Raw genomic sequence first — 22,624 nt, forward strand, 5'->3', positions numbered from 1 at the left:
CCTTTTCTCTTATTATTTCGAATACAGTTCCATGGCGGCGACAACAGCCTGCCCTGCAACGATCGGTGCACGGTGCTTAATCAGAATCGCTTCCAGCCCCGCAAGGGTAGCCAGAACACATTCCTGACGAGCATTATAGCCCATTGTACCAATACGCCAGATCTTTCCGGCCAGCGGCCCAAACGATGTGCCGATTTCAATACCAAAACGCTGTAACAATTCCGAACGGATGGCTTCACCATCCACCTGTTCCGGGATATAAACACCCACAACGTTATTCATTTTGAAGTCTTGTTGACCGAACAGCTTCAGTCCCATAGCAGTAAGCCCCTGAGCCATAGCGTCACCGGCAAGCTTATGGCGGGCAATCACGTTGTCAGCACCTTCTTCAAGGAAGATACGAGCACATTCTCTCGCCGCGTACAACATACTTGTCGCTTCAGTATGGTGGTTCAGACGTTCTGGTCCCCAGTAATCCATCACCATTGCCAGGTCAAAGTAATTAGAGCGGATGATCTCGTCTTCACCAGCGACATGGTGAGCCGCTTTAATACCGGCCTCGACATGCTTTCTGCGGTTAATCACCTCAACGGCCGCTTCACTTAGCGTGATAGGTGCGCTGCCCGATGGACCACCAAGACATTTTTGCAGGCCGGCAGAAACCGCATCCAGATTCCACTCGTCTACTTTAAGATCGTTACCTCCGATGGAAGCTGTCGCATCGCAGTAAAACAGCACACCGTGGCGCTTGCAGACTTCGCCCAGCTCATCCAGAGGCTGGTTCATCGTCGTAGAGGTATCACCCTGTACCGTTGCTAGAAGCTTAGGTTTGAACTGTTTGATCTCTTGTTCAACTCGTTCTGATGATGCGACTTCACCCCATTCAAAATTGATAGTACGAACCTGAGCACCAACACGCTGCGCAATTTCACACAGAAGATGCCCAAAGCGGCCAATCACCGGGATCAACACTTTGTCACCTGGTTTTAAGATGGAAACTAATGCCGCTTCAATACCGGAACGCGCCGTACCGTCAATCAGCATTGTCTGCTGGTTCTGAGTCTCAAATACACCACGGTACAGTTCCTGAACCTGATTCATATAGCCGGTCATGACGGGGTCATACTGACCAATCAGTGCTGACGACAGAGCCTGATGTACACGCGGGTAGGCATTGATTGGCCCTGGTCCCATCAGCAGGCGTTGCGGCGGGTTTAATGTCTCAAATAATTGTTTAGTTTCCATTGTCTTCTCCATGTATTCCAAGGCCATCACTGCGGGGATCGCTGGCGGCTGTCGTTTTGCCGTTGCTATCCATAACAATTGCACCAGCATGACCCATTAATTCGCTGTTATCCGGTACAGAAGTGATGTCATGCCCTCTCTGAGTCAGTTCATCACCCAGTGCTTTGAATAATTGGTTTTCTAATCGTAATTGGTTGGTATCATCGCCCCAGGTTCGCCCGAGTAGCCAACGTGGCTCGGCAATCGACTGAGCCAGGGCCTTGTCCTGATACACAAAGCGGGTAAACAGGCATGCCTGTGTCTGAGGTTGCCCCTCGCCGCCCATCGTTCCATAAACGATACGTCGGCCATCGTTAAGCTCGGCATACGCCGGGTTTAAGGTATGAAACGGTTTTTTTCTTGGCTCCAGGCTGTTCAGGTGAGCCGGATCCAGGGAGAAACTTTTTGCCCGGTTGTTCCAGACAATCCCGGTGTTCGGCAACACCGCACCAGAACCAAACTCCCAGTACACACTCTGAATAAAACTCACCATGGTGCCGTACTGATCCGTAGCCCCCATCCAGACCGTATCTCCCGGTTTTGCTACTTTCGGCCATGGCATCGCCACTGACATATCCACCTGCTCCGCAAGCGAATCAACCACTGAATCATCCAGCCAGAGCTGCAGCGATTTAGCCAAATGTGCCGGGTCAGTAATTTCATTATCCCGAACCAGAAAAGCCTGTTTTGTTGCTTCCACCAGCAGGTGAACATGATCGACTTCACACGTGACTTTATCGGCCAGACGATCGTAGATAGCGAGTATCAGAAGTGAAGCTAAACCCTGCGTCGGGGCATCATGGTTATATAAACACCCTTTACCAGTATTCACACTCAGCGGCTCACCGACAGAAGCCTGATAGGCCTGCAGATCGGATAAAGAAATCGGGCTGCCCAGAGCGTCCAGATCGGCGGCGATCTGTTGTGCCAGTTCCCCGCGATAAAAATCATCCAGACCACGTTCAGCTAACTGCTCAAAAGTGTCTGCCAAGCGCAGGTTCTTTACAGAATCCCCCGCCTTCAGAACCTCTCCTGCTTTGAGGAACACATCACTGAAACTTTCTAGCTGATGTAAGCGGTCATAGGTTTTCACGCTGGCATCATGCAGACTGTTCGTCACCTCAATGCCATCTCGTGCAGCGTTAATCGCTGGGTCTAACAGCTGAGATAGCGGTATGTGGCTTGAGTTAATCTGCAGCGCTTTATCCCACGCAGAAATCGTTCCGGCAACCGTCACCGCGGCTTCACCGCCACTCTCAGGAAGCTCGTCACCCATCTTTTTATAATGGCTGATCGTTGCTTTCTCGGCCGCAAAGCCGCAACCGTCAATGGCAACAGGGGCTTTATCCTTCTCACAGATCAGCCAGAAGCTGTCGCCGCCAATACTGTTCATATGAGGGTATTGCACAGAAACCATCGCAGCCGCAGCCACCATCGCCTCACTTGCCGTTCCACCGGCTTTCAGGATATCTAATCCAACCTTGGCTGCCTCATGGTGAGGAGCCGTAAAGGCTATCTGATGCTTCATAGCCCCTCCTTGTCATTAACCAAAAGTAACGCCATATTGATGAGCGATTGCTCGCTGTCAGGCAGCCCGAGAATAGAAATACCACACGGACCTTCTGGCTGATCCAGAACTGGAATATGCAGTTGGGGGCACCCTGACAATCCAGCTATCGCCGTCAGTCCCATAAGCTGCGAACGGTATTCCGCAAGTTCACCTGCCGTAGTCGCAAGCTTAGGTGGTCCTGCTGGTGTCGTAGGTAAAAGGATTGAGCCACCGCACTCTTTCAAGAGCACAATCAACGACTCGCGAAATTCTGCTTGTTTCTGAATACCTTGATCGTACTGTTCTGGCGTAATAGTTCTTGCCCAATGGACACGCTCAGCAATGGCAGGATCAAGCGCTTCTTCATGCTCATCTAGCCACTCAGCGTGCCCCTGGATGATCTCGAATCCCTGAATAGTACGGAATAATTCACTGAGCACAGCGAAATCGCTGAACAACCCTTTGTCATCTACTTCGCAAACTGACAGGCCCGGTTGTGCTGCCGCCTCTGTTACCCGCTCGATTCGGGATAAGTACTGAGGTCCCTTCAGAGAACTCACCACGTTAAGGACATCCGACCGGATATCAACATTCGTGTTGGCCAGAGCCTGATACGCTTTTTTCAGTACCGGTAGCTGACGTGCAAATAAACCAGCCGTATCGAAACTTTCTGCGAGTTCAAAAGCGTTATCGAGAGAGAATTTACCCAGTGTTGGACGCAGACCGTAGATACCACAATAGCTGGCGGGTACCCGAACTGATCCACCGGTATCCGTACCGATAGCGAAATCAGCTTCACCACGAGCAACAGCAACAGCTGAGCCACTTGATGAGCCTCCGGGAATGCAGTCTTCCGCTTTCGGGTTAACCGGCGTGCCATAATGCACATTCTGTCCATTCAGACTATATGCCAGCTCGTCTGTCTGTACTCTTCCAACACATTCCGCTCCCTGAGACAAGAGCGCAGTAATCAGAGGAGAGGTGCTCTCCGCTGGGGAATGGGTAGCCAGCCAAGTTGGATTACCAGCCCCGGTGACATAACCTTTCACGTCAAACAAATCTTTGAAAACAAACTGTAAGCCAGTCAGGTCTCCCAGACCCGCGGGTAACAGCTCGTCGGGCCCTTGTTGACAATACACAGTGCGATCGACATCAGTCATAATCATTCCTTATGCATGCTTCTCAGATGCTGCAGATTCAACGGCTTCCTGACTTGCATATCGGTTCGCTAAGATAGCGCAGTAGAAGATCTGAATCGGATGGTAAAGCATGATTGGCAAAAGCAGCATCCCCAGGTTTGGATCAGCACCAAAGATAACTTTCGCCATCGGAACTCCGGCAGCCAGTGTCTTTTTCGTACCACAGAATACCGCAGCCACTTCGTCTTTTCTTTCAAAGTGAACCTTACGGGCACCCCACTGAATAGAATGAACCATCACCAGCAGAACCACACAGCATATAGCAACACATACCGCTAACAGTCCAACAGAGAAGTCGCTCCAGATATGGTTTGCAACTGAGTCACAAAACGCGTTATAGACAATCAGGATGATGACGTACTTGTCGACTTTATTGACTACAGCTTTGTGTCGCTCAACAAATTTAACCAGTAACGGGCGCAGTAGCTGTCCGGCAATCATAGGCAGTAGTAACAGCTTAGCAATAGAGATAACGGAGCCCAGCAGATCCAACTCTACTCCTTCGAATCCCATGAATAACTGAATAAACAAAGGCGTAATAAATACCCCGAGAATACTAGACAGTGATGCGTTAAAAATAGCACCCGGAACATTACCTTTACCCACACTGGTCATCGCAACGGAAGAAGAAATAGTACTAGGCAATACAAAAAGGTAGCAGAAACCGAACGCCAGAGCCGCCGGCATAAACGCGAGGAACGTATCACCAAGTAACAACCACAATGCCGGATAAAGCAAGAAAGTGGCACATTGAATATAAACGTGCAGCCGCCAGTTGCTCACACCCGCTTTAATCGCCGCTGGAGAAAGTCCAAGGCCATGCAGGAAAAAGACAATAGCAACACCAATGCCCGTTAACTTATCTAGATGAATAAGGCCATCCGTTTTACCGATTGATTCGGTAAACGTCGCTAATAAAATGGCACTTACTAAGCCCAGTAAAAACCACTCTTTTTTTAATTTATTTACAACACTCATTATTTCGTCCTTTATTCCAATTCGCCAAGCTGGCGGTAGTTGGAACTGATTGTCTGGCTAAGATTGGAAGCGTGTTCTTTCAACAACAGAAAAGTTTCATTAACAAAGTAGGCGATCAGGCTCATCGGGACGGCATAACTGTCCAGAGGTAATTCGTTATTCATATAACAAACAAACACCTGATTGACATCAGACGCATATTTCTGACCCGACTGATCGGTGATTAACAGGCAATCGTAAGGTTTTAGAAACTCTACGATTTGCTTAAAATTCGCCACCCGGCGACGAATGCCAAACAAAATGACAAAATCATCTTCACTGATCGACGCTAAGTCTTCTCCGATGGTCTGTCCCGGAAGTGGGAGTAATTCAACGTGCTTACGGCACTGAGCAAGCTGCTGGCGAAAATGCATCGCTAACGGGTAACTATTACGGTATCCGATAATTTTAATGCGCTTCGCTGTGGCCAGCTTTTTAATAAGCTGGTCAGTGTTTCCCTCTGCTAGCTGAGACCACAATTTCTCAAGTGCTACGGCATCCTTACTGAAGCCTGTGTCGTGCAGCTCACCTGTAATCACCGGGTTACCTTTATCACGTTCAGACATCATTTCGCTTCTCAGCGCAACATGATCCTCATACCCTAGCTTACGGATGAAACGGCTTACACTGGTCTTCGATACCTGACAAGCTTCCGCTATTTCACTGGTAGACAACATCAGGATTTTGTCAGGGTTTACCTGAAGAAAATCCGCTATCCGCCGGTTCCCATCACTGAGTGATGAGTAATGTTCAGTAATACGTACACTTAATGAATTATTGTTTGTCATTTGCTTTTTCCGGTTACTCTGTTACCTGCTTGACTGTTGATAAAAATTTGCGTTTTATGGGTTGATGCAAACGTTCTTGTGTTAACCTCACGACACCCAAAAAGAAACGATCGAAACATCACGACAAAATTATTGCAACGATCGTACCATATCTATTCTATAAACATAAGATTATGAGTTGATGAGTAAAGTAGATTATTTCGCTTATTTTTCACTCGATAGCGATGATGCAAACAACCTTTTAAATGAATGATTTTGGTGCAATCATCACCAAAGCAGGGCAAGAAACTTCTGGTTTTGGCTTCAAAAAGAAATGATAAGAGAGATTGGGGCTAGTGGGGAGTCAGGTAACAGGTTATCAAAATAATTAATTACACTGTCAGAGGTTAATTTGGGATATTGCAAAGGAAGTGACAAAGATAGCGGCCTCCCGCGAGGACTCTCAATCCAACGTTTATCTGTAGACTATGTGGGTGAAGCCGTTAAGCACTTTAATCCGGCTTTTGTTCGCGGTTGTCTTGGCGTTAAAATCCACGACTAATCACTGTTCTACTGAGAGCCACATTAACCAAACAGACAAACCTGAAAAACTATGATTTACTCACCTGCCATACCAACAAAAAGTTATTCGCTGGCATAGGAATTTTTTTGATTAGCTGCATTCCTTTGCCCCAGTTGATTAATTGCTCAACTGAGCGAATTCCACCAAAGCCACTGGCTTTTAGAGTTTTATCGAAATCCCGGTTGCTATCACTGGTGTATTCGCCGTGTATTTTCATAGGCCCATACTGACAAAATATGCCTCCATCAGGCAAATTTGATGCTATCAGTTCCATCATCTGTCGGGCTTCTTCCGGCTGCATTATATGAGTGGTATTGGCAGTGAATACGGCATCTACCGGAACATCAGGCCATGCATCCCGACCGATAGTAAACTCAACTGGCAGAGTAATATTGTGCAGTCCTGACTCGTTTATCCAGGCACTAATGCTGACATGGTTTTCTGGCATATCACTGGTATGCCAAATAAGGTGAGGCAACTGCTCCGCAAAAAACACCCCATGCTGTCCGGTACCTGAACCTATCTCCAATACTCGTTGAGATGCTTTAAAATAGACGGAAAGCTGCTCCAGAATAGGCTGTTTATTTCGTTCACAATAAGGCGAAAAATGCTTGGGCATAAGTTTCGTTCCTGAATACCTTTAACTAAACACAGCATTATATATCTTGTTTGTGCTGGTTCGTAAACTACGGTCTACATTATACTAACTGAGAATTTTTTGCCCCAATGAGTTGCGATTGACATCATAGCGAATAGTAGTGTTCTGATTTTAGAATACATTAATTAATGTCAGGCAAAAGGAAGGACAGGACCCCTATAATTTTCCTCCAGCTAATATTCTGTATAGTTCATTATAGCTAACATCTTCGCGGCAAATAGCATAAGATACACGGCCTTTACCTAGTACTGAGCCACTCATCGTAATGACAGATAACACACAGCAAGTGACATTTGCCGATCTTGGTTTGATTCCAACCTTAGTCGAGCGACTAGAATCCTTGGAATATAGCCAACCGACTCCAATTCAATCTCATACCATTCCTCACGTACTTGAAGGGCGAGATATTGTAGGTGGTGCCAATACCGGTTCTGGTAAAACCGCCGCTTTTGCGTTGCCAATTCTGCAAAAGATCTACCAGCAAGATACATCACCTAATTGTCGTGGCAACTTCGTGTCTCATCTGATTTTGGTTCCAACTCGTGAGTTGGCATCACAGGTGGCTTACAACATTAAATCCTACTCGTACCATCTTAGAGATAAAATCAAAACGGTTGCGGTATTTGGTGGCGTATCGGTGAACCCTCAAATGCTGGCTCTTCGTGGTGGTAGTGACGTTATTGTCGCAACTCCGGGCCGCCTACTGGATCTAGTATCTAGTAACGCCATCAAGTTGGACCAAGTAAAAACACTCGTCCTCGATGAAGCCGACCGTATGTTGAGCCTCGGATTTACCGACGAACTCAATAAAATTCTTGCACTACTACCCGAGAAGAAGCAGACACTGCTGTTTTCTGCCACCTTCCCTGAAAAAGTTACGAGCTTGGCTAAGGACTTGCTGCACGATCCCGTTGAAGTCCAATTACAGAGTGCGGAAGCCAGTACGTTGGTACAGCGTGTGTTTAGTGTCAACAAAGGTCAGAAGACCGCAGTACTTGCGCACCTAATCAAACAGCACCAGTGGCGACAGACTTTGATTTTTGTTAATGCCAAGAATGCCTGTAACCACCTAGCTCAAAAACTGTCAAAACGCGGCATCACTGCGGAGGTTTTCCATGGTGACAAGGGGCAAGGCGCTCGTACTCGCGTGCTTGAAGGGTTTAAGTCTGGTGAGATTCAAGTACTTATTGCTACCGATATCGCGGCTCGTGGTCTTGATATAGAAAAACTACCAGTGGTTATTAACTTTGACCTTCCACGTAGCCCTGCTGACTATATGCATCGCATCGGGCGTAGTGGTCGTGCGGGCGAAATCGGCCTTGGGTTATCGCTTATTGATTACGATGACTATCACCACTTTAAAGTGATAGAAAAGAAAAATAAGTTCCAGCTTGAGCGTGAGCAGGTTGAGGGCTTTAAAGTGGAAGACGATCAAAGCGAAGCCTACTTTGCACCGATGAAACCACGTGCAAAGCCTGCCGGTACGGGTAAAAAGAAGAAAAAGCGCAATCAGTAGAATGTAGTTGGTGAGAGAGCTAGCGAGTTTGCTTTCTCACTTTAATCGCGTCTTTTATAGTAGTGTAGAGCCTTACTTGAAACGTCAAGTAAGGCTCTTTTGTCTTTCAAGAGTCGATTACGCGCTATCGTACTATCGACGCGTCGAACGTCCGCGAGATGAGCGTTTCTTAAATGCAGATGCCGCTTTAGCCTGCGACTTCAGAATCGAATCAACGGTGAGCGGCATCGGCTCTTTCGGTTCAAGACCATGAGGGAAAGTACGTGCTCTCGGTGGTAAGTTATATTCTTCCGCGCTCGCTCGTGGCATGCGCTTAAAGCGATATAGGTAAAAGTTCTCCAGCTTTTCTCTCGCCCATTCGGTTTTCTTTAAATACTTAACGCTACTCGCAATTGAGGGCTTGGTGTTAAAGCAGTTAAAGCGCATTGCGGTATCTAGAATGTCCCAGCCATAAAAATCCACCAACTCTTGCAACATAGTTTCTAGCTTTAGCCCGTGCAGTGGGTTATTGCGTTGCAGTTCGATTCTTTCTTCGTCAGTCATCATTTTAGGGGTCTCACACATTAAAGGGCGGAGTTTAGCAAAGTATGCAGTGCAGAGATATCTAAAGTCACGATGCGATGATTTGAAAAAAGTTTGGGGACAGGTTTTGTCTATTGCCTGTCTAGGTTTCCCATACTTCAGTTAATTTAGTTTTTGCTAATTTTGTAAAGTCGATAGCAAACTTTGTCCATCTTTGAGTCAGCGAGATCTACGCTGACTCTGTGATCACCAAGCGATTCTGCCCGTTTTAATTCAATATCTCAATTTTTATTGAGTCATATTCTTGCTCATTGGGCAAAATTAACTAATGATTATCTATGGTATCTATTGCTTATTTTGTAGATTGTTGATAGTTACTTCTATATAAAAGCACATTGCTATGAGCAGAATGTGATTTTTTAGTTAAGACAATTCTTGTAATAGTGATAGCAAGATTAGTCTTTCACAGTTCACCTAAATGAAGATTGAAAATATGAGTACAGGTACAGTTAAGTGGTTCAACGGAGATAAAGGGTTTGGTTTTATTACGCCGGACGATGGAAGTAAAGATTTATTCGTTCATCATTCGGAAATTAAAATGGATGGTTATAAATCACTTAATGATGGTCAAAAAGTTGAGTTTGAAGTGGGCAAAGGCCAAAAAGGTCCGTGTGCAATTAACGTCAAGCCATTATAAATTGCGTAAAGATACATAGCATTATCATCAAACAGACCCATGAAGATTTATTCTGGGTCTGTTTATTGTGACACTATCCATAAAATGCTTTCTTCTGAATTTTGTCTGTAGAATCTAGCTGACATAACACTCCTTTGTCCAATAGTAAGTTAGCCAACGCTGAGATATTTTGTGATCTACTCTGGAATATGAGGGTGTCAAACCGCTAACACCCATGATTTTGCTCTCTCCTGATAGCGGGCATAATGATATTACCCTGATAAACCACTAAGGCAGAACCGTGAAGATTTCCTCTTCGGACAATCTGGACTTAGGCAGTTCAGCATTAAAATCCGTTTTCTTACGGTAACCCAATGCGGCCATAACAACCGCTGTGTATCCTTGCTCAAGCAGGCCCAGTTCTTCATTCATAGCCTTAGTGTCAAAACCTTCTATTGGTACAGCATCAATCCCAAGCGCTCCTGCGCCCAGCAAAATAGTCCCCATATTCAGGTACAGCTGTTTCTCCATCCAGTGTTGAGCATCCTTTAAATCATAGCGATGCATATTAACAAAACGAGTACGACCTGCGTTGACCAGCTCTTTAGATTCTGGAGTAGAGAATCGGCCATCGTTCTCTTCAGTTTCCAGAATGTGCTTAATGTAATTATCATCAATCTGTGTCTTGGCACAGAACAAAATCACATGGGAAGCATCCGTTACTTTTACCTTGTTAGAAGCAAACGTGTTTTGAGTTGCTTTTGAAAAACGCGTTTTGGCTTCCTCTGTTTCTGCTATAACAAAATGCCAGGGCTGAGAGTTTACGCTGGATGGACTACAGCGAAGTAAGATCTTAATTTGTTCAAATAACTCCTGCGGTATTTTCTTATCCGCATCAAACTCCTTGGTTGCATATCGAGCCAAAGCCACATTTGCAATATTCATTTTTATTACCCTGCTTCTGTCCGTTAATTAGATGGTTAAGATATGTTCGTTACTCGGCCTGAGCCACTTTCTGCTCTTGTTGCTGTAGTTCATACATGGCGCGGTAACGTCCTTTGTGAAGAGCCATGAGCCGGTGATGGCTTCCCTGTTCAATCAGGTGCCCTTTCTCAAGTACCAGTATCTTATCAGCATGATGAGTGGTTGACAGCCGGTGAGCCACGACAATCATGGTGACTTTTCCCTGAAGGTCGTTTAATGCTCGTTGTACCACCTGTTCCGTTTCACTGTCTACGTTAGCGGTGGCTTCATCAAGCAATAATACCTTCGGTGATCCCGCTAAGGCCCGGGCGATGATCAGTTGCTGACGCTGACCGGTAGACAAACGTAAACCACCTTCACCTAATGCCGTCTGGTACCCATCCACCATATCCATGATCACATCGTGCAGATGGGCCTGTTTCGCAGCCTGATGCACGGCGTCTTCACCCAGGTTTCTCCCCATATCGATATTATCGAAAATGGTCGTGGCAAGAATAAATGGCTCCTGGGGAATAAAGCCCACTCTCTGTCGCAACGTATCATGGGTAAATTCATTCAGAGCCAGTCCGTCAATGGTTATCTGCCCCGACTGAGGCTGATAGAAATTCAGCAATAAGCTGAGTAACGTGCTCTTTCCGCTGCCGGTATGCCCGACCACTGCAAAAAATTGCCCCGCCTCCATGCTAGCATTTATATCATGCAGAATCGGTTTATCAGCCTGATAACCGAAACTGAGTCCTTCAATCGATAACCGGCCGTGCTCAATCTCTGAATACGTGCCTTTTTCGGTTTGAGACGAAGGCTCCTGCAATAATTCATATACCCTATCACCAGCGACAATCGCCTGCTGATACAGACTGAAACGCTGAGTGATATCGACCAGAGGTTCTGTAAATCGACCAAGATAATTGAGGTAAGCATACAACACCCCAATTTCCGCTACCCCCTGAACCACTTTCAGGCCAAAGAACCAGACCACTCCTGCGAGTACAAGGATACTAAGCAAGTTAATGGCAGGCCTCAGCAGCAGAGACGCAATCACTACCGTTTTTAGGCGGGTGTCATAATAATGCTCATTAATCTGCTCAAACTGTGAAAACTTGGCCGGTTGCTGATTGGTGGCCTGAATCACCGGCATACCACTGATGGATTCACTGATGGTCGCATTGATGTCAGAGCGAAACTGGCGACTGTCTGTCACCACTTTCACACTGAATTTCTGATACAGATAAATCAGAGCGACGACCGTTGGGATAAGCAACAAGGCCACCAGCATCAACTGAAAATCTAAAATAGCCATGGCGATCAGAATACCGATAAGCAGGATCATATTCGCCAGCACATTAGACAGAAACTGCACATAAATGTCTTTGATGGACTCAGTATCGTTGGTGATCCGGCTGACCAGTTGTCCGGTCCGGGCATAGTCAAAATACGCCATCGGCAGTGTCAGCACATGCTTAAACACCCGCTTACGTATATCCAGAACCGCATTCAGAGCCATATCCAGAAACCTGAGCGTTTGCTGATATTTAAGGTACGTCCCAAGCAGGGTGGAGAGGATAAACAGGCTGATGACACCCACCACAGGCCAGACTGGATAAGTATCAGGCATAATAAAGTCGTCAATAAAGACTTTACTTAACATGGGCCCAAGCACATCAAACCCGGTTGCTATCACCACCAGCATAATGGTTTTCAGCAGCAAGATTTTGTCGGCAAACACGTAGCTCATCAGTAGCCGGAGTGAGCCAGAGTCTTTATTCTGCCTAAGTTTGCTATTATTCTTCATGGGGTTGTTCTCTGCCATCAGGATGCATTCTCCATCGCCTGCTCCATTTGCTGATACGCCGCCATTCTGGAATACCAGCCATCCCCCGCAGTGAGTTGTTGATGGTTTCCTCGCTCAATAATGCTGCCATGAGACATCACGATAATGTCATCCGCCTGCTCAATTGCCGATAAGCGGTGGCTCACAATCAGCAGGGTCTGTGCTTGTCGCTGTTGCAGATGTTTGATAATCACTTTTTCCGTATGAACATCGACAGCAGACAGGGCATCGTCCAAAATCAATATCGGCGCATTACTGATGAGTGCCCGGGCGATGGAGACTCGCTGCCTCTGCCCGCCAGATAAAGTCACTCCCCGCTCTCCGACCAGCGTGCTGTATCCCTCCGGAAACTGGAGAATATCGTCATGAACCTCAGCCAGCCTTGCCGCCTGGTAAACATCCTCATCCGAAGCCTCTGGCCGACCCATTCGGATATTCTCCATGATACTGGTACTAAACAGAAACGCATCCTGAGGCACATAAGCATACAGTCCCCGTAGCCGGGCAATAGGGATCTGTTTAATCGGTGTGCCGGCGATTTCAATGCAGCCTTCAGCAGAATCCCAGTAACGCATAAGCAGTTGTAACAATGTTGATTTTCCCGCTCCCGTTGCGCCAGCTATCCCCAGGACATGATTTTCCGGCAAGCTAAAAGAAATATCGTTCAGATTAGGCTGAGCCGTTTCAGGATACGTAAACGTGAGGGCATCAACCGTCAACTGATAGCCATCAGGAATGGACTGTCCGGAATCATGAATGCTGTCAGGCAGTTGTAACAGATCTTCTAAGCGTTTAATTGCAGCGTTACCCCGCTGCAGAATATTCATCAGCCAGCCAAAGGCATACATCGGCCAGATCAGTTCAGATAAGTACAACGTAAAACTGGTCAGTTGCCCGACCGTCAGTCTGCCTTCATGAATTTGCCAGCCACCAGCCGTTAACACGATAAGCAGAGCCGCACCTAAACTGAGCTGGATAATAGGATCAAACTTGGCTTCTGATCGCTGAACCTGATAGGTACTCTCTGCGGCCTGTTCTGCAATCACATTAAACTGTTCAGCTTCTATTGACTCACGCCCCATAGACTTGATCATACGAATACCGGTCATGGCCTGCTGCGTTTGTTCATTCAGTGATGAGAACTTATCCAGCGTCTCTTTAAACTGATGATGAATCCGGCTGGAAAGACGATAAAAGCCAATGCCCATAAACGGAAATGGGAGTGCGGCCAACGCGGCAAGCTGCCAGTCGATAAACACAAACATCATGACTAGGACAAAAATAAACGTCAGCAGCCCGTCAAACCCGGAGAGTATGCCTTCGCCCGCCGCTATTTCGACCGCATCGATATCGTTCGTCGCCCGCGCCATCAGGTCACCCGTAGAATGACTGTTGTAGAAAGCCTGCCCCTGACGGGTGAGGCGCTGATAGAACTGCTGACGCAGAATATTACCAAGTTTGTAAGAGGTACCGAACAGCATACGCCGCCAGCCATAACGCAGCAGATACACCGCAATACTGGCCACCAACAAACCTAACAAGTAATTTTCCGTCGAGCCTAATTCACGGGTTTCCAGTAACTGGTCGATAGACTGTCCGATAAGCCATGGAATGACCATATTAATCACTGCAACGGTAAGAAGCATGATCAGAGCAAGGGCATATGTGTACCAGTAGCGGCGAAAAAACCACCCCAGATGTTTAAATAACTGCATGGTGTTCTATCCAGAGAAGATGAAGAGTTGCCATTTGCCAGCTACGTACACTATTACGATTCGAACCACTAAGCAAACGGATGTGTATTCTATGCGTTGGCCTCGGGTTTAAGTATCCTGAACGTTTGCCTATTTCTACAAATCGTCAGTTCAATACTTAATCAGGCATCAACAAAAAATAATTTCGCTTTTTTTTGAAGATTTTTATTGCGCAGAGAATAATCGGGGATTACTATCTGCGCGCTTCTTGATGATAGCCAATCCTAGTACATCACAGGCTGTTTGTGACAAGGCGATAGAGCAACTATCCAAGAGTGACTTTGACTGCGGTTTCCGCGCTTATTGACGCTCAACTTTTCATCCGGGTATGAAAAGTTACTTTTCCTTAGGAGGTTGCTTATGACACATGCCGTGTTAGATTTCGCGTCGTTTTCATCTTCTGCACCAACAGCAGAAGAAATCCAACTGATTGAATCTTCCGTAGCACAATTCGGTGCACCGCTGCTTTTACTCGACTGCGATATTATCAGGCAGCAGTATCGTGCGCTTCGTGACGCTCTGCCAAATGTAACACTGCATTTTGCACTCAAGCCATTACCTCATTATGCCGTAGTGAGAACCCTGCTTGATGAAGGCGCAAGCTTTGATCTGGCCTCTTCTGGTGAGGTAAAACTGGTTGCCGCACAGAGAGTGCCTGCTGACAAAACGATCCACACGCATCCGATCAAACGAGATCAGGATATCTGTGATGCACTGGCTTATGGGTGCAACGTTTTTGTCGTGGATAACCTGAATGAGCTGGAAAAGTTTGTCGCGTACAAAGAGGAAGCCGAGCTACTTGTGCGACTGAGTTTCAGAAACTCTGAGGCCTTTGCCGACCTCTCCAAGAAATTTGGCTGCAGTCCGGAACTGGCAATACAGATCATCACCAGAGCAAAAGAGCTGGGTATTCGGATCAAGGGGCTGTCTTTCCATGTGGGCTCACAAACCATGAACCCGCAGAAATACGTCGATGCGATCAATGTCTGCAATGATCTGATGCTTAAAGTTGTTTCTCTTGGTCTGCCGGCACTGAGCACTCTGGATATCGGCGGAGGCTTTCCGGTGAGCTACTCGAATAAGGTCATACCGATCGGCGAGTTCTGTAAACCGATTAATGAAGCGCTGTCTGAACTGCCAGAAACCGTCAGTGTGCTGGCTGAACCCGGTCGCTTTATTGTTGCGCAGGCCGTGACCAGCGTTGCCTCTGTTATGGGACAGGCAGAAAGAGACGGAAAAATCTGGTACTACCTGGATGACGGAATTTATGGCTCTTTCAGTGGGCTAATGTTTGATGAGGCAACATACCCTCTGACCACGATTAAACAAGATGTACAGCGCTACCCAAGCGTACTTGCCGGACCAACATGCGACAGCATTGATGTCATTTCAGAGCACATCATGCTGCCAAAACTGGACAATGGTGATCTGGTCATCGGACGAATGATGGGAGCCTATACGTCTGCAACGGCGACAGACTTTAACTTCATTCAACGAGCTCAGTGTATCGCGTTCAATGAAGAGGCCGGACAAAAAGTACAACTGGGCTGATTTTTAGCCCCTTCAATGTGTTGGAGCCCCAAATCATAACGAGGGGCTCCATTTTCATACACTGCTTAAAAGCAACCTTCAGTGATGACACGTTGCACGGTAAAGGCCTATTGCTCTGTCTTATCAATACCCAGATATTTAAGCATCAGCTTTTCATAAACCGGTTCGGTATCGCCATTCTTCATTTTTCGGATGAAATATTTTTCAAAGAAGATTTTGGCAACATGAACCCACCTGCCTTTTTTAAACCAAACGACATTTCTCGGCGGTATCTGAGGCATAGCAACAAAAGCCATCCCGGTGTCGCCCATATCGGCAAGGCAGACTGCATTCCATACCGCCTTAGTACTCACTTCCTTACCTTCCAAATCCGCGCCGATATTAAAGGTTAATGCTCTCACCATGGCTTCTATCATGTAGCCGGTTTTGGGTACACCGGTCGGAACAACCGTGCTTTCTTTCGGTGCAATCGCAATACAAACGCCAGCTGCGTAGATTTCAGGGTAAGCAGGGTTACGCTGGTATTCATCCACAATCACGAACCCTTTCGGATTCACTAAGCCGTCAAGCCCCAGCAGTGGATCTATGCCCTTAAATGCAGGTAACAGCATGGCATGCTCATAGGAAAGACTGTGGGTCTTTTTCACATTGCCGAGATCATCCAGCTCATCGACGGTCAATGTCTTATCTTTAGCGGAGAGAGACTTCGCGTTACATATCCATTGAATATCACGCATACGCAGTTCGGATTCGAGCATACCTTTTGAGTCACCCACACCGTTCAACCCCAGATGTCCGATATAAGGTTCACTCGTCACGAAGGTCATCGGTACACGATGGCGGATTTTTTTATCTCTGAGATACTTATCGACAATAAAGGCATATTCATACGCAGGTCCAAAGCATGACGCACCAGGCATTGCCCCGACAATCACCGGGCCTGGATTATTGATAAGTTTATCCAGGTCAGCCCGACACGCTTCGGCGTGCCCAATATTACAAACACTTGACGTTCCACGCTGTTCAGGCCCGGCACCTTCTACACCTGAAAAATCAAGCGCTGGCCCTGTGCACAACACAAGATAGTCATAAACGAGCGTTTGCCCGTCAGAAAGCTCGATGGTCTTAATGTCTGGCTGCAGGCAGGTGAGTGCTGCATGAATAAACTGAATCCCTTTTTTTTCAACATATTGGGCAATAGGAAATGACGTATCGCCACGATCCCGCCATGTCACCGCAATCCATGGGTTAGAAGGCGTAAATTCAAAATCGGCTTTATCATTAACTAATATAACCTCATGCTCTTTAGAAAGGTGTTCTCGTAATTCATATATCGCTGACATACCACCTAACCCGGCTCCAATTACGATAACTCTCGCCATAGCGTCCTCCAGAACGGTCTATTTGATAGAGAGAGTCAGTGAGAAACGGACTCTCTCTATGATTAAGTACAATATGAAATCCTGCTTTTACTACACCACATCCCAGGCCAAATCTAATTTAAGTAAAACAAATCTATCTTCGTGTTTTTGCCCCTCACGCCATTTTTCTGCGCATATACAGATAATAGAGAACAGGAATAACCACCAATGTCAGAAGCGTAGAAGCAAACAAGCCAAAGACCAGACTAATGGCTAGCCCATTGAAAATAGGGTCGTCCAGTATAAACATGGCCCCTATCATTGCAGCCAGAGCAGTCAGGATGATCGGTTTTGCCCGAACCACACCGCTGTTCACCACGGCCTCAGCCAGATCGACGCCTTGTGCTAACTGCTGATTCACAAAATCAACCAACAGAATCGAGTTACGTACAATGATCCCCGCCAGAGCAATCATCCCTATCATAGAGGTTGCCGTAAATGGTGCATGTAACAACGCATGTCCGGGCATCACTCCGACCAGAGTCAGAGGGATGGGAGCCATAATAATGAGCGGCACACTGTAAGAGTTGAAGTTCATCACCACCAGCAGGTAAATCAGGATAATACCCACAGAGTAGGCAATCCCCATGTCCCTGAAGGTTTCGTACGTAATTTTCCATTCACCATCCCATTTCAGTGCGACATGAGATAACCCGTCAGGCTGGTTAATCAGGGATTGATCCCATTGCGGGTATTCCTCACTCAGCTTGCTGGAAATTTCAGCCATACCATACAGAGGGCTATCCAGTTCACCGGCCATATCTGCCGTCACCATTATCATCGGCTGCATATTCTTATGCATGATACTGTGTGGCTGTGTGCCTTTGCGGATCTGCACCAGTTCACTCAATGGAATACGGGTTCCGGCGGCCGTAGGAATAGACATGCTAAGAATCCCCAGTAAATTGACTTTTTCACCATCGGCCACACGTAACCTTATCGGCTCTGCGTATTTTCGCCCGGACGCATGAAGATAGGAAACGTCACTGCCACGAATCGCACTGGCAATAGTCTGACGTATCATTGCCTCTGGTATTCCCAAACGTGATGCCCGGGCACGATCAATGGTTACCATCCAATGTTCCTGCGCTGCCGGGACATCCACATCAATATCGACAATATCTGCTGTCGCTTTAAATGCTTTCTGTACTTCAAGCGCTGTCTGTTCACGCATATTCTGAGTCGGTCCATACACTTCAGCCAGAATCGGAGACCACACCGGTGGTCCTGGTGGAATTTCTACCACCTTCAGAACCCCACCGGCTTTCTCAGCAATAGGAGCCAGCCGCTCACGCGCATCACGGGCGATATCGTGGCTGGCCCGGTCACGCTCATGCTTGCCTAGCAGGTTAACCTGCAAATCACCCAGTTCCTGCGACTGACGCATGAAGTAATGACGAACCAGACCATTAAAATTAATCGGTGCAGAGGTACCGGCATAGAGTTGTACAGAGGTGACTTCCGGCAGTTTTTCAACCTCAGTTGCAAGCTCATGAAGCACCGTCTGAGTTTCCTCAACAGGTGTCCCTTCCGGCATATTCAGCATCACCTGAAATTCCGATTTATTATCAAACGGCAGCATCTTAAGCACCACCAGTTCCACCACGGGTAATGCCATTGCCCCAATCAGGGCGACACTAACAACAAGACTCAGTAAACGGCGTGACGACTTGGCTTTTGTTCCTGTCAGAAACTGTCCCAGAAACCGACCAAACCGACCCTGTTTCACCACAGGTGTATGTTCACTATGCTTACCTGACTTCAGCAAATGAATGGCCAGCCACGGGGTCACAATAAAGGCGACAGCCAGTGAAATAAGCATACCCGTACTGGCATTAATCGGAATCGGGCTCATATACGGCCCCATCATACCGGTAACGAAAGCCATCGGAAGTAAAGCAGCGATAACAGTTAACGTCGCCAGAATCGTCGGGCCTCCCACTTCATCAACGGCCTGAGGAATCGCTTCTTTCCAGTTTCCGCCGTCTTTCTGATGCCGGTGAATATTCTCAACCACGACGATGGCGTCATCAACAAGGATCCCGATAGAGAATATCAGAGCAAACAAAGAAATGCGGTTTAGCGTGAACCCCCATACCCAGGAAGCAAACAGGGTAATCGCCAGGGTCAGCAAAATCGCCCCGCCGACCACGACAGCTTCCCGCCAGCCCATACTAATGACCACCAATACCACAACAGCCGTTGTAGCAAAGATGAGTTTGCTGATCAGCTTATTCGCCTTTTCACTCGCGGTCTGGCCATAATCCCGTGTGACTGTAACGTTAACCCCCTGTGGGATCAGTACATTCCGGACCTGATCAATGCGGGCGGTAATAGCCTGAGTCAGATCAACGGCATTAACCCCGGGCTGTTTCGCAACAGAGACCGTCACCGCAGGAAAAACCTGCCCTTCCTGACTCATCCAGACATTTTGTGAAGGTACGTCTGCGACTTCTTTTACCTCGGCAATATCCGCCAGATAGATTGGCTGGTTATTACGCGTACTGACAATAAGCTGCCCAACGTCATCCGCTGAGGTCAGGAAACTGCCGACCTGCAGACTGATCTGACGGTTGTCCTGAGTCAGAGACAAACCATTGTGTTGTTGGTTCGCATTTTGCAGAACCTCAGTAACGCCCATCCAAGTCAAACCGTAGGCATTGATGAGGGCCGGGTCGATAGTCACCTGAACTATCCTGTCATGGCGTCCTACCGTTTCGATCTGACGTGTGCCGGGTAAATGCTTCAGCTCGGTCTCCAGCCCGTTTGCTACCTGTGTCAGTTGTTCAGCGGTAATATCTGCCCGCTTACTCCACAGAGTCAGGTTCATGATTGGAACATCATCAATGGCACGAGGCTTCACCAGAGGCTGACCGACACCAAGGTTGGCCGGAACCCAATCCTGATTCGAAACCAGCTGGTTATACAGGTCAACTAACGCCTGTTGTCGGGGCTTTCCCACCTTGAATGCCACAATAAGCATGGCCTGCCCCGGCTGAGAAAATGAGTACATCGTATCAATGTCTTTCATTTCCGACAGTACCTGCTCTGCCGGCAAGGTCACCAGTTGCTCAACCTCTTTCGGTGTCGCGCCAGGGAACGGAATGTAGATATCCGCAAAAGTCACTTCTATCTGAGGTTCTTCCTCTTTAGGAGTAATAAATACCGCACCAATCCCCATCAACAGTCCGATTAGCGCCAGCAATGGCGTGATCGGAGAGTGCAAAAACTGTTTGGCAATCCTGCCTGAAATGCCAAGCTCATGATTATTTCGCATACAGGCCTCCTTGGCTGCTCAGTACGGCGTAAGCATCTGTCGCTATCTTATCTCCGACTTTTAGACCAGAAAGAATCTCAACATACCCGTCATGAGCTCTGCCCAGACGAACCTGTCGCAAAATAAAGTGATCCTGTTCTTGTATATAGACAGCAGACAGCTCGTTCTGACGCAGCAAAGTGGTCTCCGGAATGAGCAGTTTTGCCTTCTCTTCCAGTGGCATCGCCAGTTTTACCCAAATACCATTTTTCCATACCGGAGAGTCCTGCTCAGGCAGGTCAGCCCGAAGCACAAAGCTATGGCTTCCCGGAGAGGTAAACTGGAATAATTCATGCTCAGTAAGGGTCAGAGACTGACCATCAGGAAAGGTCACTTTAAGAGGCGTGGACTCTTGTAACTCGCTGGCATACCGGATAGGTAACGAAGCCACAACGCGCATACGCTCAAACGAATAACCAGCTAACAGTACCTGACCCGGATTCACCGTTTCACCTAAAGAAACCATCCGTTCTGATACTATTCCTGCATAAGGTGCGGTAATCCGGGTATAGCCCAGATTTTCACGTGCCTGAACGACGCCGGCCTTCGCCTGTTTCAGCGCACTGCTGGCTGCTCTTGATTCAGTCAGTGCCGCATCATAGTCTCGTTTGGCCACAGAGCCTTTTTTGAATAAGTCAGCAAGACGTTTGCGCTGACTTTCCGCATAAGAGACACGAGCTTCAGCCGCCTTCAATGCCGCTTTGGCCTGGTCTAGTCCGGCGGTCTGGGAAGTATTGGTTATCTGAATCAGTAAATGGCCTTCAGGTACGACGTCATTCACATCAACACCAATGGCACTGACTCGTCCGCTGGTCTGTGCTGCTACGCTTCCCTTATCAATGGGTTCCACCTGGGCATCCAATACTAACCATTCGGGAACCGTCTGAGCCGTTACATCAAATACAGCCACCTGACTATCCGCAGCAGAAGAAAACCAGGAAGGTATACAGAAAAAGAGGAAAACCAGAAATTTACGCATAACCCAGCACCTAAAGTTTATCGTTTAGAACAACTCAACTAAGAATCGAGTTGCAGGAATCATTTAGCGTAAGTCTAGTACACTTTCAAATATTAGAAAAGACTTATATAGAAAATTCTTAATCACCTTGTGACCACCATACGATGACATAACCACAACGGCGTTATCTGACAGTTAAAGGCTTTGATTAGAGGGATGAAAAACACATTAAAATTGACCTTATCACTAGTACATGTGGGTATGCCCTGACCGGTAAAAAATAAAAATATTGTCTTCCTCGGTGTTATACGCCGTCCATGACGGAAGCCCCTCTCCATTTGGATTGCCTGACTTAATAAAATTATTAATAACAAATGAAATCTCTTTCTTCATTAAATCCAGCTTAACTGTACTCCGTGATATGGAATATATCGACCAGACTGAACTCTTTGTTTTCATACTGATATTTAAATATACAACAGTTAGGGATACCGTTTTTCAGCACCTCATCCGGTTCGTGCCAGTGGGATAAAAACTGTTTGCAGGCTCCGGAATGAGATACCGCCAGAACACACTGATGATCATCTTGCTCCATGATATTGGTACAAGTCTCAACAACTCGCTCCCGCAACTGTTGCCGCGATTCACCACCAAACTGTACATAATGACTATCTCGTGTGGAATATTCAGGATGAAGGTCTTCACTTTCAGATTCGTACACGCCGAAGTTCATCTCCTTCAGGCCTTTTAACCTTATGTAATGCATTCTGTTCCGCGTAACCAGCTCTGCGGTATCACAAGCCCGCTCTGCAGAAGAGCTGTATAAATGATCCAGTTCGATATCATCAAAAAACTGAGCGGTTTCACGGGCCTGCCGGATACCATTTTCCGTCAAAGGTGAATCACACCACCCTTGAATCTTTCTTCTGACGTTAAACAGAGTTTCCCCATGGCGCATCAAATAGAATGTTTTTGTCATAGTGGCTCCTAATGCTTTTATACGCAAAACAGCCCGCCGAAGCGGGCTATTTCTGTTCG

Annotated in this window: 17 protein-coding genes and 1 pseudogene; 3 read left to right on the forward strand and 15 right to left on the reverse strand. The window is 47.1% G+C overall.

Annotated elements, in window-relative coordinates; genetic code table 11:
• Positions 1-12 precede the first annotated feature (12 nt).
• From DI392_RS14985 to DI392_RS15020, 7 genes and pseudogenes are all read right to left on the reverse strand, one after another.
• A complete protein-coding gene (locus tag DI392_RS14985) occupies positions 13-1,245 on the reverse strand; it encodes a pyridoxal-phosphate-dependent aminotransferase family protein (protein WP_109320511.1) in 1,233 nt (410 codons plus the stop codon).
• The gene (locus tag DI392_RS14990; RefSeq protein ID WP_109320512.1) at positions 1,235-2,812 is read right to left on the reverse strand and encodes a gamma-glutamyltransferase family protein; all 1,578 of its coding nucleotides are present in this window, start codon (positions 2,810-2,812) and stop codon (positions 1,235-1,237) included. The genes DI392_RS14985 and DI392_RS14990 overlap by 11 nt, the downstream gene beginning before the upstream one ends.
• Positions 2,809-3,993 carry an amidase family protein gene (locus DI392_RS14995; protein WP_181388436.1) on the reverse strand — a complete coding sequence of 395 codons (1,185 nt, stop codon included), beginning with the start codon at positions 3,991-3,993 and terminating at the stop codon, positions 2,809-2,811. Before DI392_RS14995 ends, DI392_RS14990 begins: the two co-directional genes overlap by 4 nt.
• Before the next feature lie 9 nt (positions 3,994-4,002).
• Complete coding sequence (locus tag DI392_RS15000; protein ID WP_109320514.1) at positions 4,003-5,010, reverse strand: bile acid:sodium symporter family protein; 1,008 nt, start codon at positions 5,008-5,010, stop codon at positions 4,003-4,005.
• 11 nt (positions 5,011-5,021) lie between these two features.
• Entirely contained in the window at positions 5,022-5,837 is an 816-nt protein-coding gene (locus DI392_RS15005) for a MurR/RpiR family transcriptional regulator (protein WP_109320515.1), read from the reverse strand.
• Between the two features lie 342 nt (positions 5,838-6,179).
• Positions 6,180-6,296, reverse strand: a pseudogene (locus DI392_RS15010) (HipA N-terminal domain-containing protein); the annotation flags it as partial.
• Between the two features lie 131 nt (positions 6,297-6,427).
• Positions 6,428-7,018 carry a DUF938 domain-containing protein gene (locus tag DI392_RS15020; RefSeq protein ID WP_109320516.1) on the reverse strand — a complete coding sequence of 197 codons (591 nt, stop codon included), beginning with the start codon at positions 7,016-7,018 and terminating at the stop codon, positions 6,428-6,430.
• 304 nt (positions 7,019-7,322) lie between these two features.
• Here DI392_RS15020 and DI392_RS15025 point away from each other — a divergent pair, with 304 nt between their 5' ends.
• Entirely contained in the window at positions 7,323-8,573 is a 1,251-nt protein-coding gene (locus tag DI392_RS15025; protein ID WP_109320517.1) for a DEAD/DEAH box helicase, read from the forward strand.
• Positions 8,574-8,705: 132 nt separating this feature from the next.
• Here DI392_RS15025 and DI392_RS15030 read toward each other — a convergent pair whose 3' ends face one another.
• Positions 8,706-9,119 carry a VF530 family protein gene (locus DI392_RS15030; protein WP_181388437.1) on the reverse strand — a complete coding sequence of 138 codons (414 nt, stop codon included), beginning with the start codon at positions 9,117-9,119 and terminating at the stop codon, positions 8,706-8,708.
• 460 nt (positions 9,120-9,579) lie between these two features.
• Here DI392_RS15030 and DI392_RS15035 point away from each other — a divergent pair, with 460 nt between their 5' ends.
• Positions 9,580-9,792, forward strand: coding sequence for a cold-shock protein (locus DI392_RS15035; protein ID WP_425445699.1), 213 nt, complete (start codon positions 9,580-9,582; stop codon positions 9,790-9,792).
• Positions 9,793-10,059: 267 nt separating this feature from the next.
• Here DI392_RS15035 and nfsB read toward each other — a convergent pair whose 3' ends face one another.
• The 3 genes from nfsB to DI392_RS15050 are packed head-to-tail and all read right to left on the reverse strand — an operon-like array spanning position 10,060 to position 14,301.
• On the reverse strand, positions 10,060-10,716 hold the full coding sequence (nfsB, locus tag DI392_RS15040) for an oxygen-insensitive NAD(P)H nitroreductase (protein ID WP_109320518.1): 657 nt from the start codon (positions 10,714-10,716) through the stop codon (positions 10,060-10,062).
• A 49-nt stretch (positions 10,717-10,765) separates the two neighbouring features.
• The gene (locus tag DI392_RS15045; RefSeq protein WP_109320676.1) at positions 10,766-12,547 is read right to left on the reverse strand and encodes an ABC transporter ATP-binding protein; all 1,782 of its coding nucleotides are present in this window, start codon (positions 12,545-12,547) and stop codon (positions 10,766-10,768) included.
• A gap of 17 nt (positions 12,548-12,564) precedes the next feature.
• On the reverse strand, positions 12,565-14,301 hold the full coding sequence (locus DI392_RS15050) for an ABC transporter ATP-binding protein (protein WP_109320519.1): 1,737 nt from the start codon (positions 14,299-14,301) through the stop codon (positions 12,565-12,567).
• 399 nt (positions 14,302-14,700) lie between these two features.
• Between DI392_RS15050 and DI392_RS15055 the strand changes: the two genes are divergently transcribed.
• The gene (locus DI392_RS15055) at positions 14,701-15,891 is read left to right on the forward strand and encodes a type III PLP-dependent enzyme (RefSeq protein WP_109320520.1); all 1,191 of its coding nucleotides are present in this window, start codon (positions 14,701-14,703) and stop codon (positions 15,889-15,891) included.
• A 107-nt stretch (positions 15,892-15,998) separates the two neighbouring features.
• Here the strand turns inward: DI392_RS15055 and DI392_RS15060 are convergent, their stop codons facing one another.
• The 4 genes from DI392_RS15060 to DI392_RS15080 form a co-directional block, all read right to left on the reverse strand.
• Positions 15,999-17,273, reverse strand: coding sequence for an NAD(P)/FAD-dependent oxidoreductase (locus DI392_RS15060; protein ID WP_109320521.1), 1,275 nt, complete (start codon positions 17,271-17,273; stop codon positions 15,999-16,001).
• A 154-nt stretch (positions 17,274-17,427) separates the two neighbouring features.
• Positions 17,428-20,589 carry an efflux RND transporter permease subunit gene (locus tag DI392_RS15065; RefSeq protein ID WP_109320522.1) on the reverse strand — a complete coding sequence of 1,054 codons (3,162 nt, stop codon included), beginning with the start codon at positions 20,587-20,589 and terminating at the stop codon, positions 17,428-17,430.
• Positions 20,579-21,607: an efflux RND transporter periplasmic adaptor subunit gene (locus DI392_RS15070; protein WP_109320523.1), complete on the reverse strand. Its 1,029-nt coding sequence runs from the start codon at positions 21,605-21,607 to the stop codon at positions 20,579-20,581. Before DI392_RS15070 ends, DI392_RS15065 begins: the two co-directional genes overlap by 11 nt.
• A 382-nt stretch (positions 21,608-21,989) precedes the next feature.
• Positions 21,990-22,565 (reverse strand): histidine phosphatase family protein, encoded by a 576-nt coding sequence (locus DI392_RS15080; RefSeq protein WP_109320525.1) that lies wholly within the window; start codon positions 22,563-22,565, stop codon positions 21,990-21,992.
• Positions 22,566-22,624: the final 59 nt, after the last annotated feature.

Origin of the sequence: Vibrio albus (assembly GCF_003144035.1) — a bacterium.
Taxonomy (GTDB): domain Bacteria; phylum Pseudomonadota; class Gammaproteobacteria; order Enterobacterales; family Vibrionaceae; genus Vibrio; species Vibrio albus.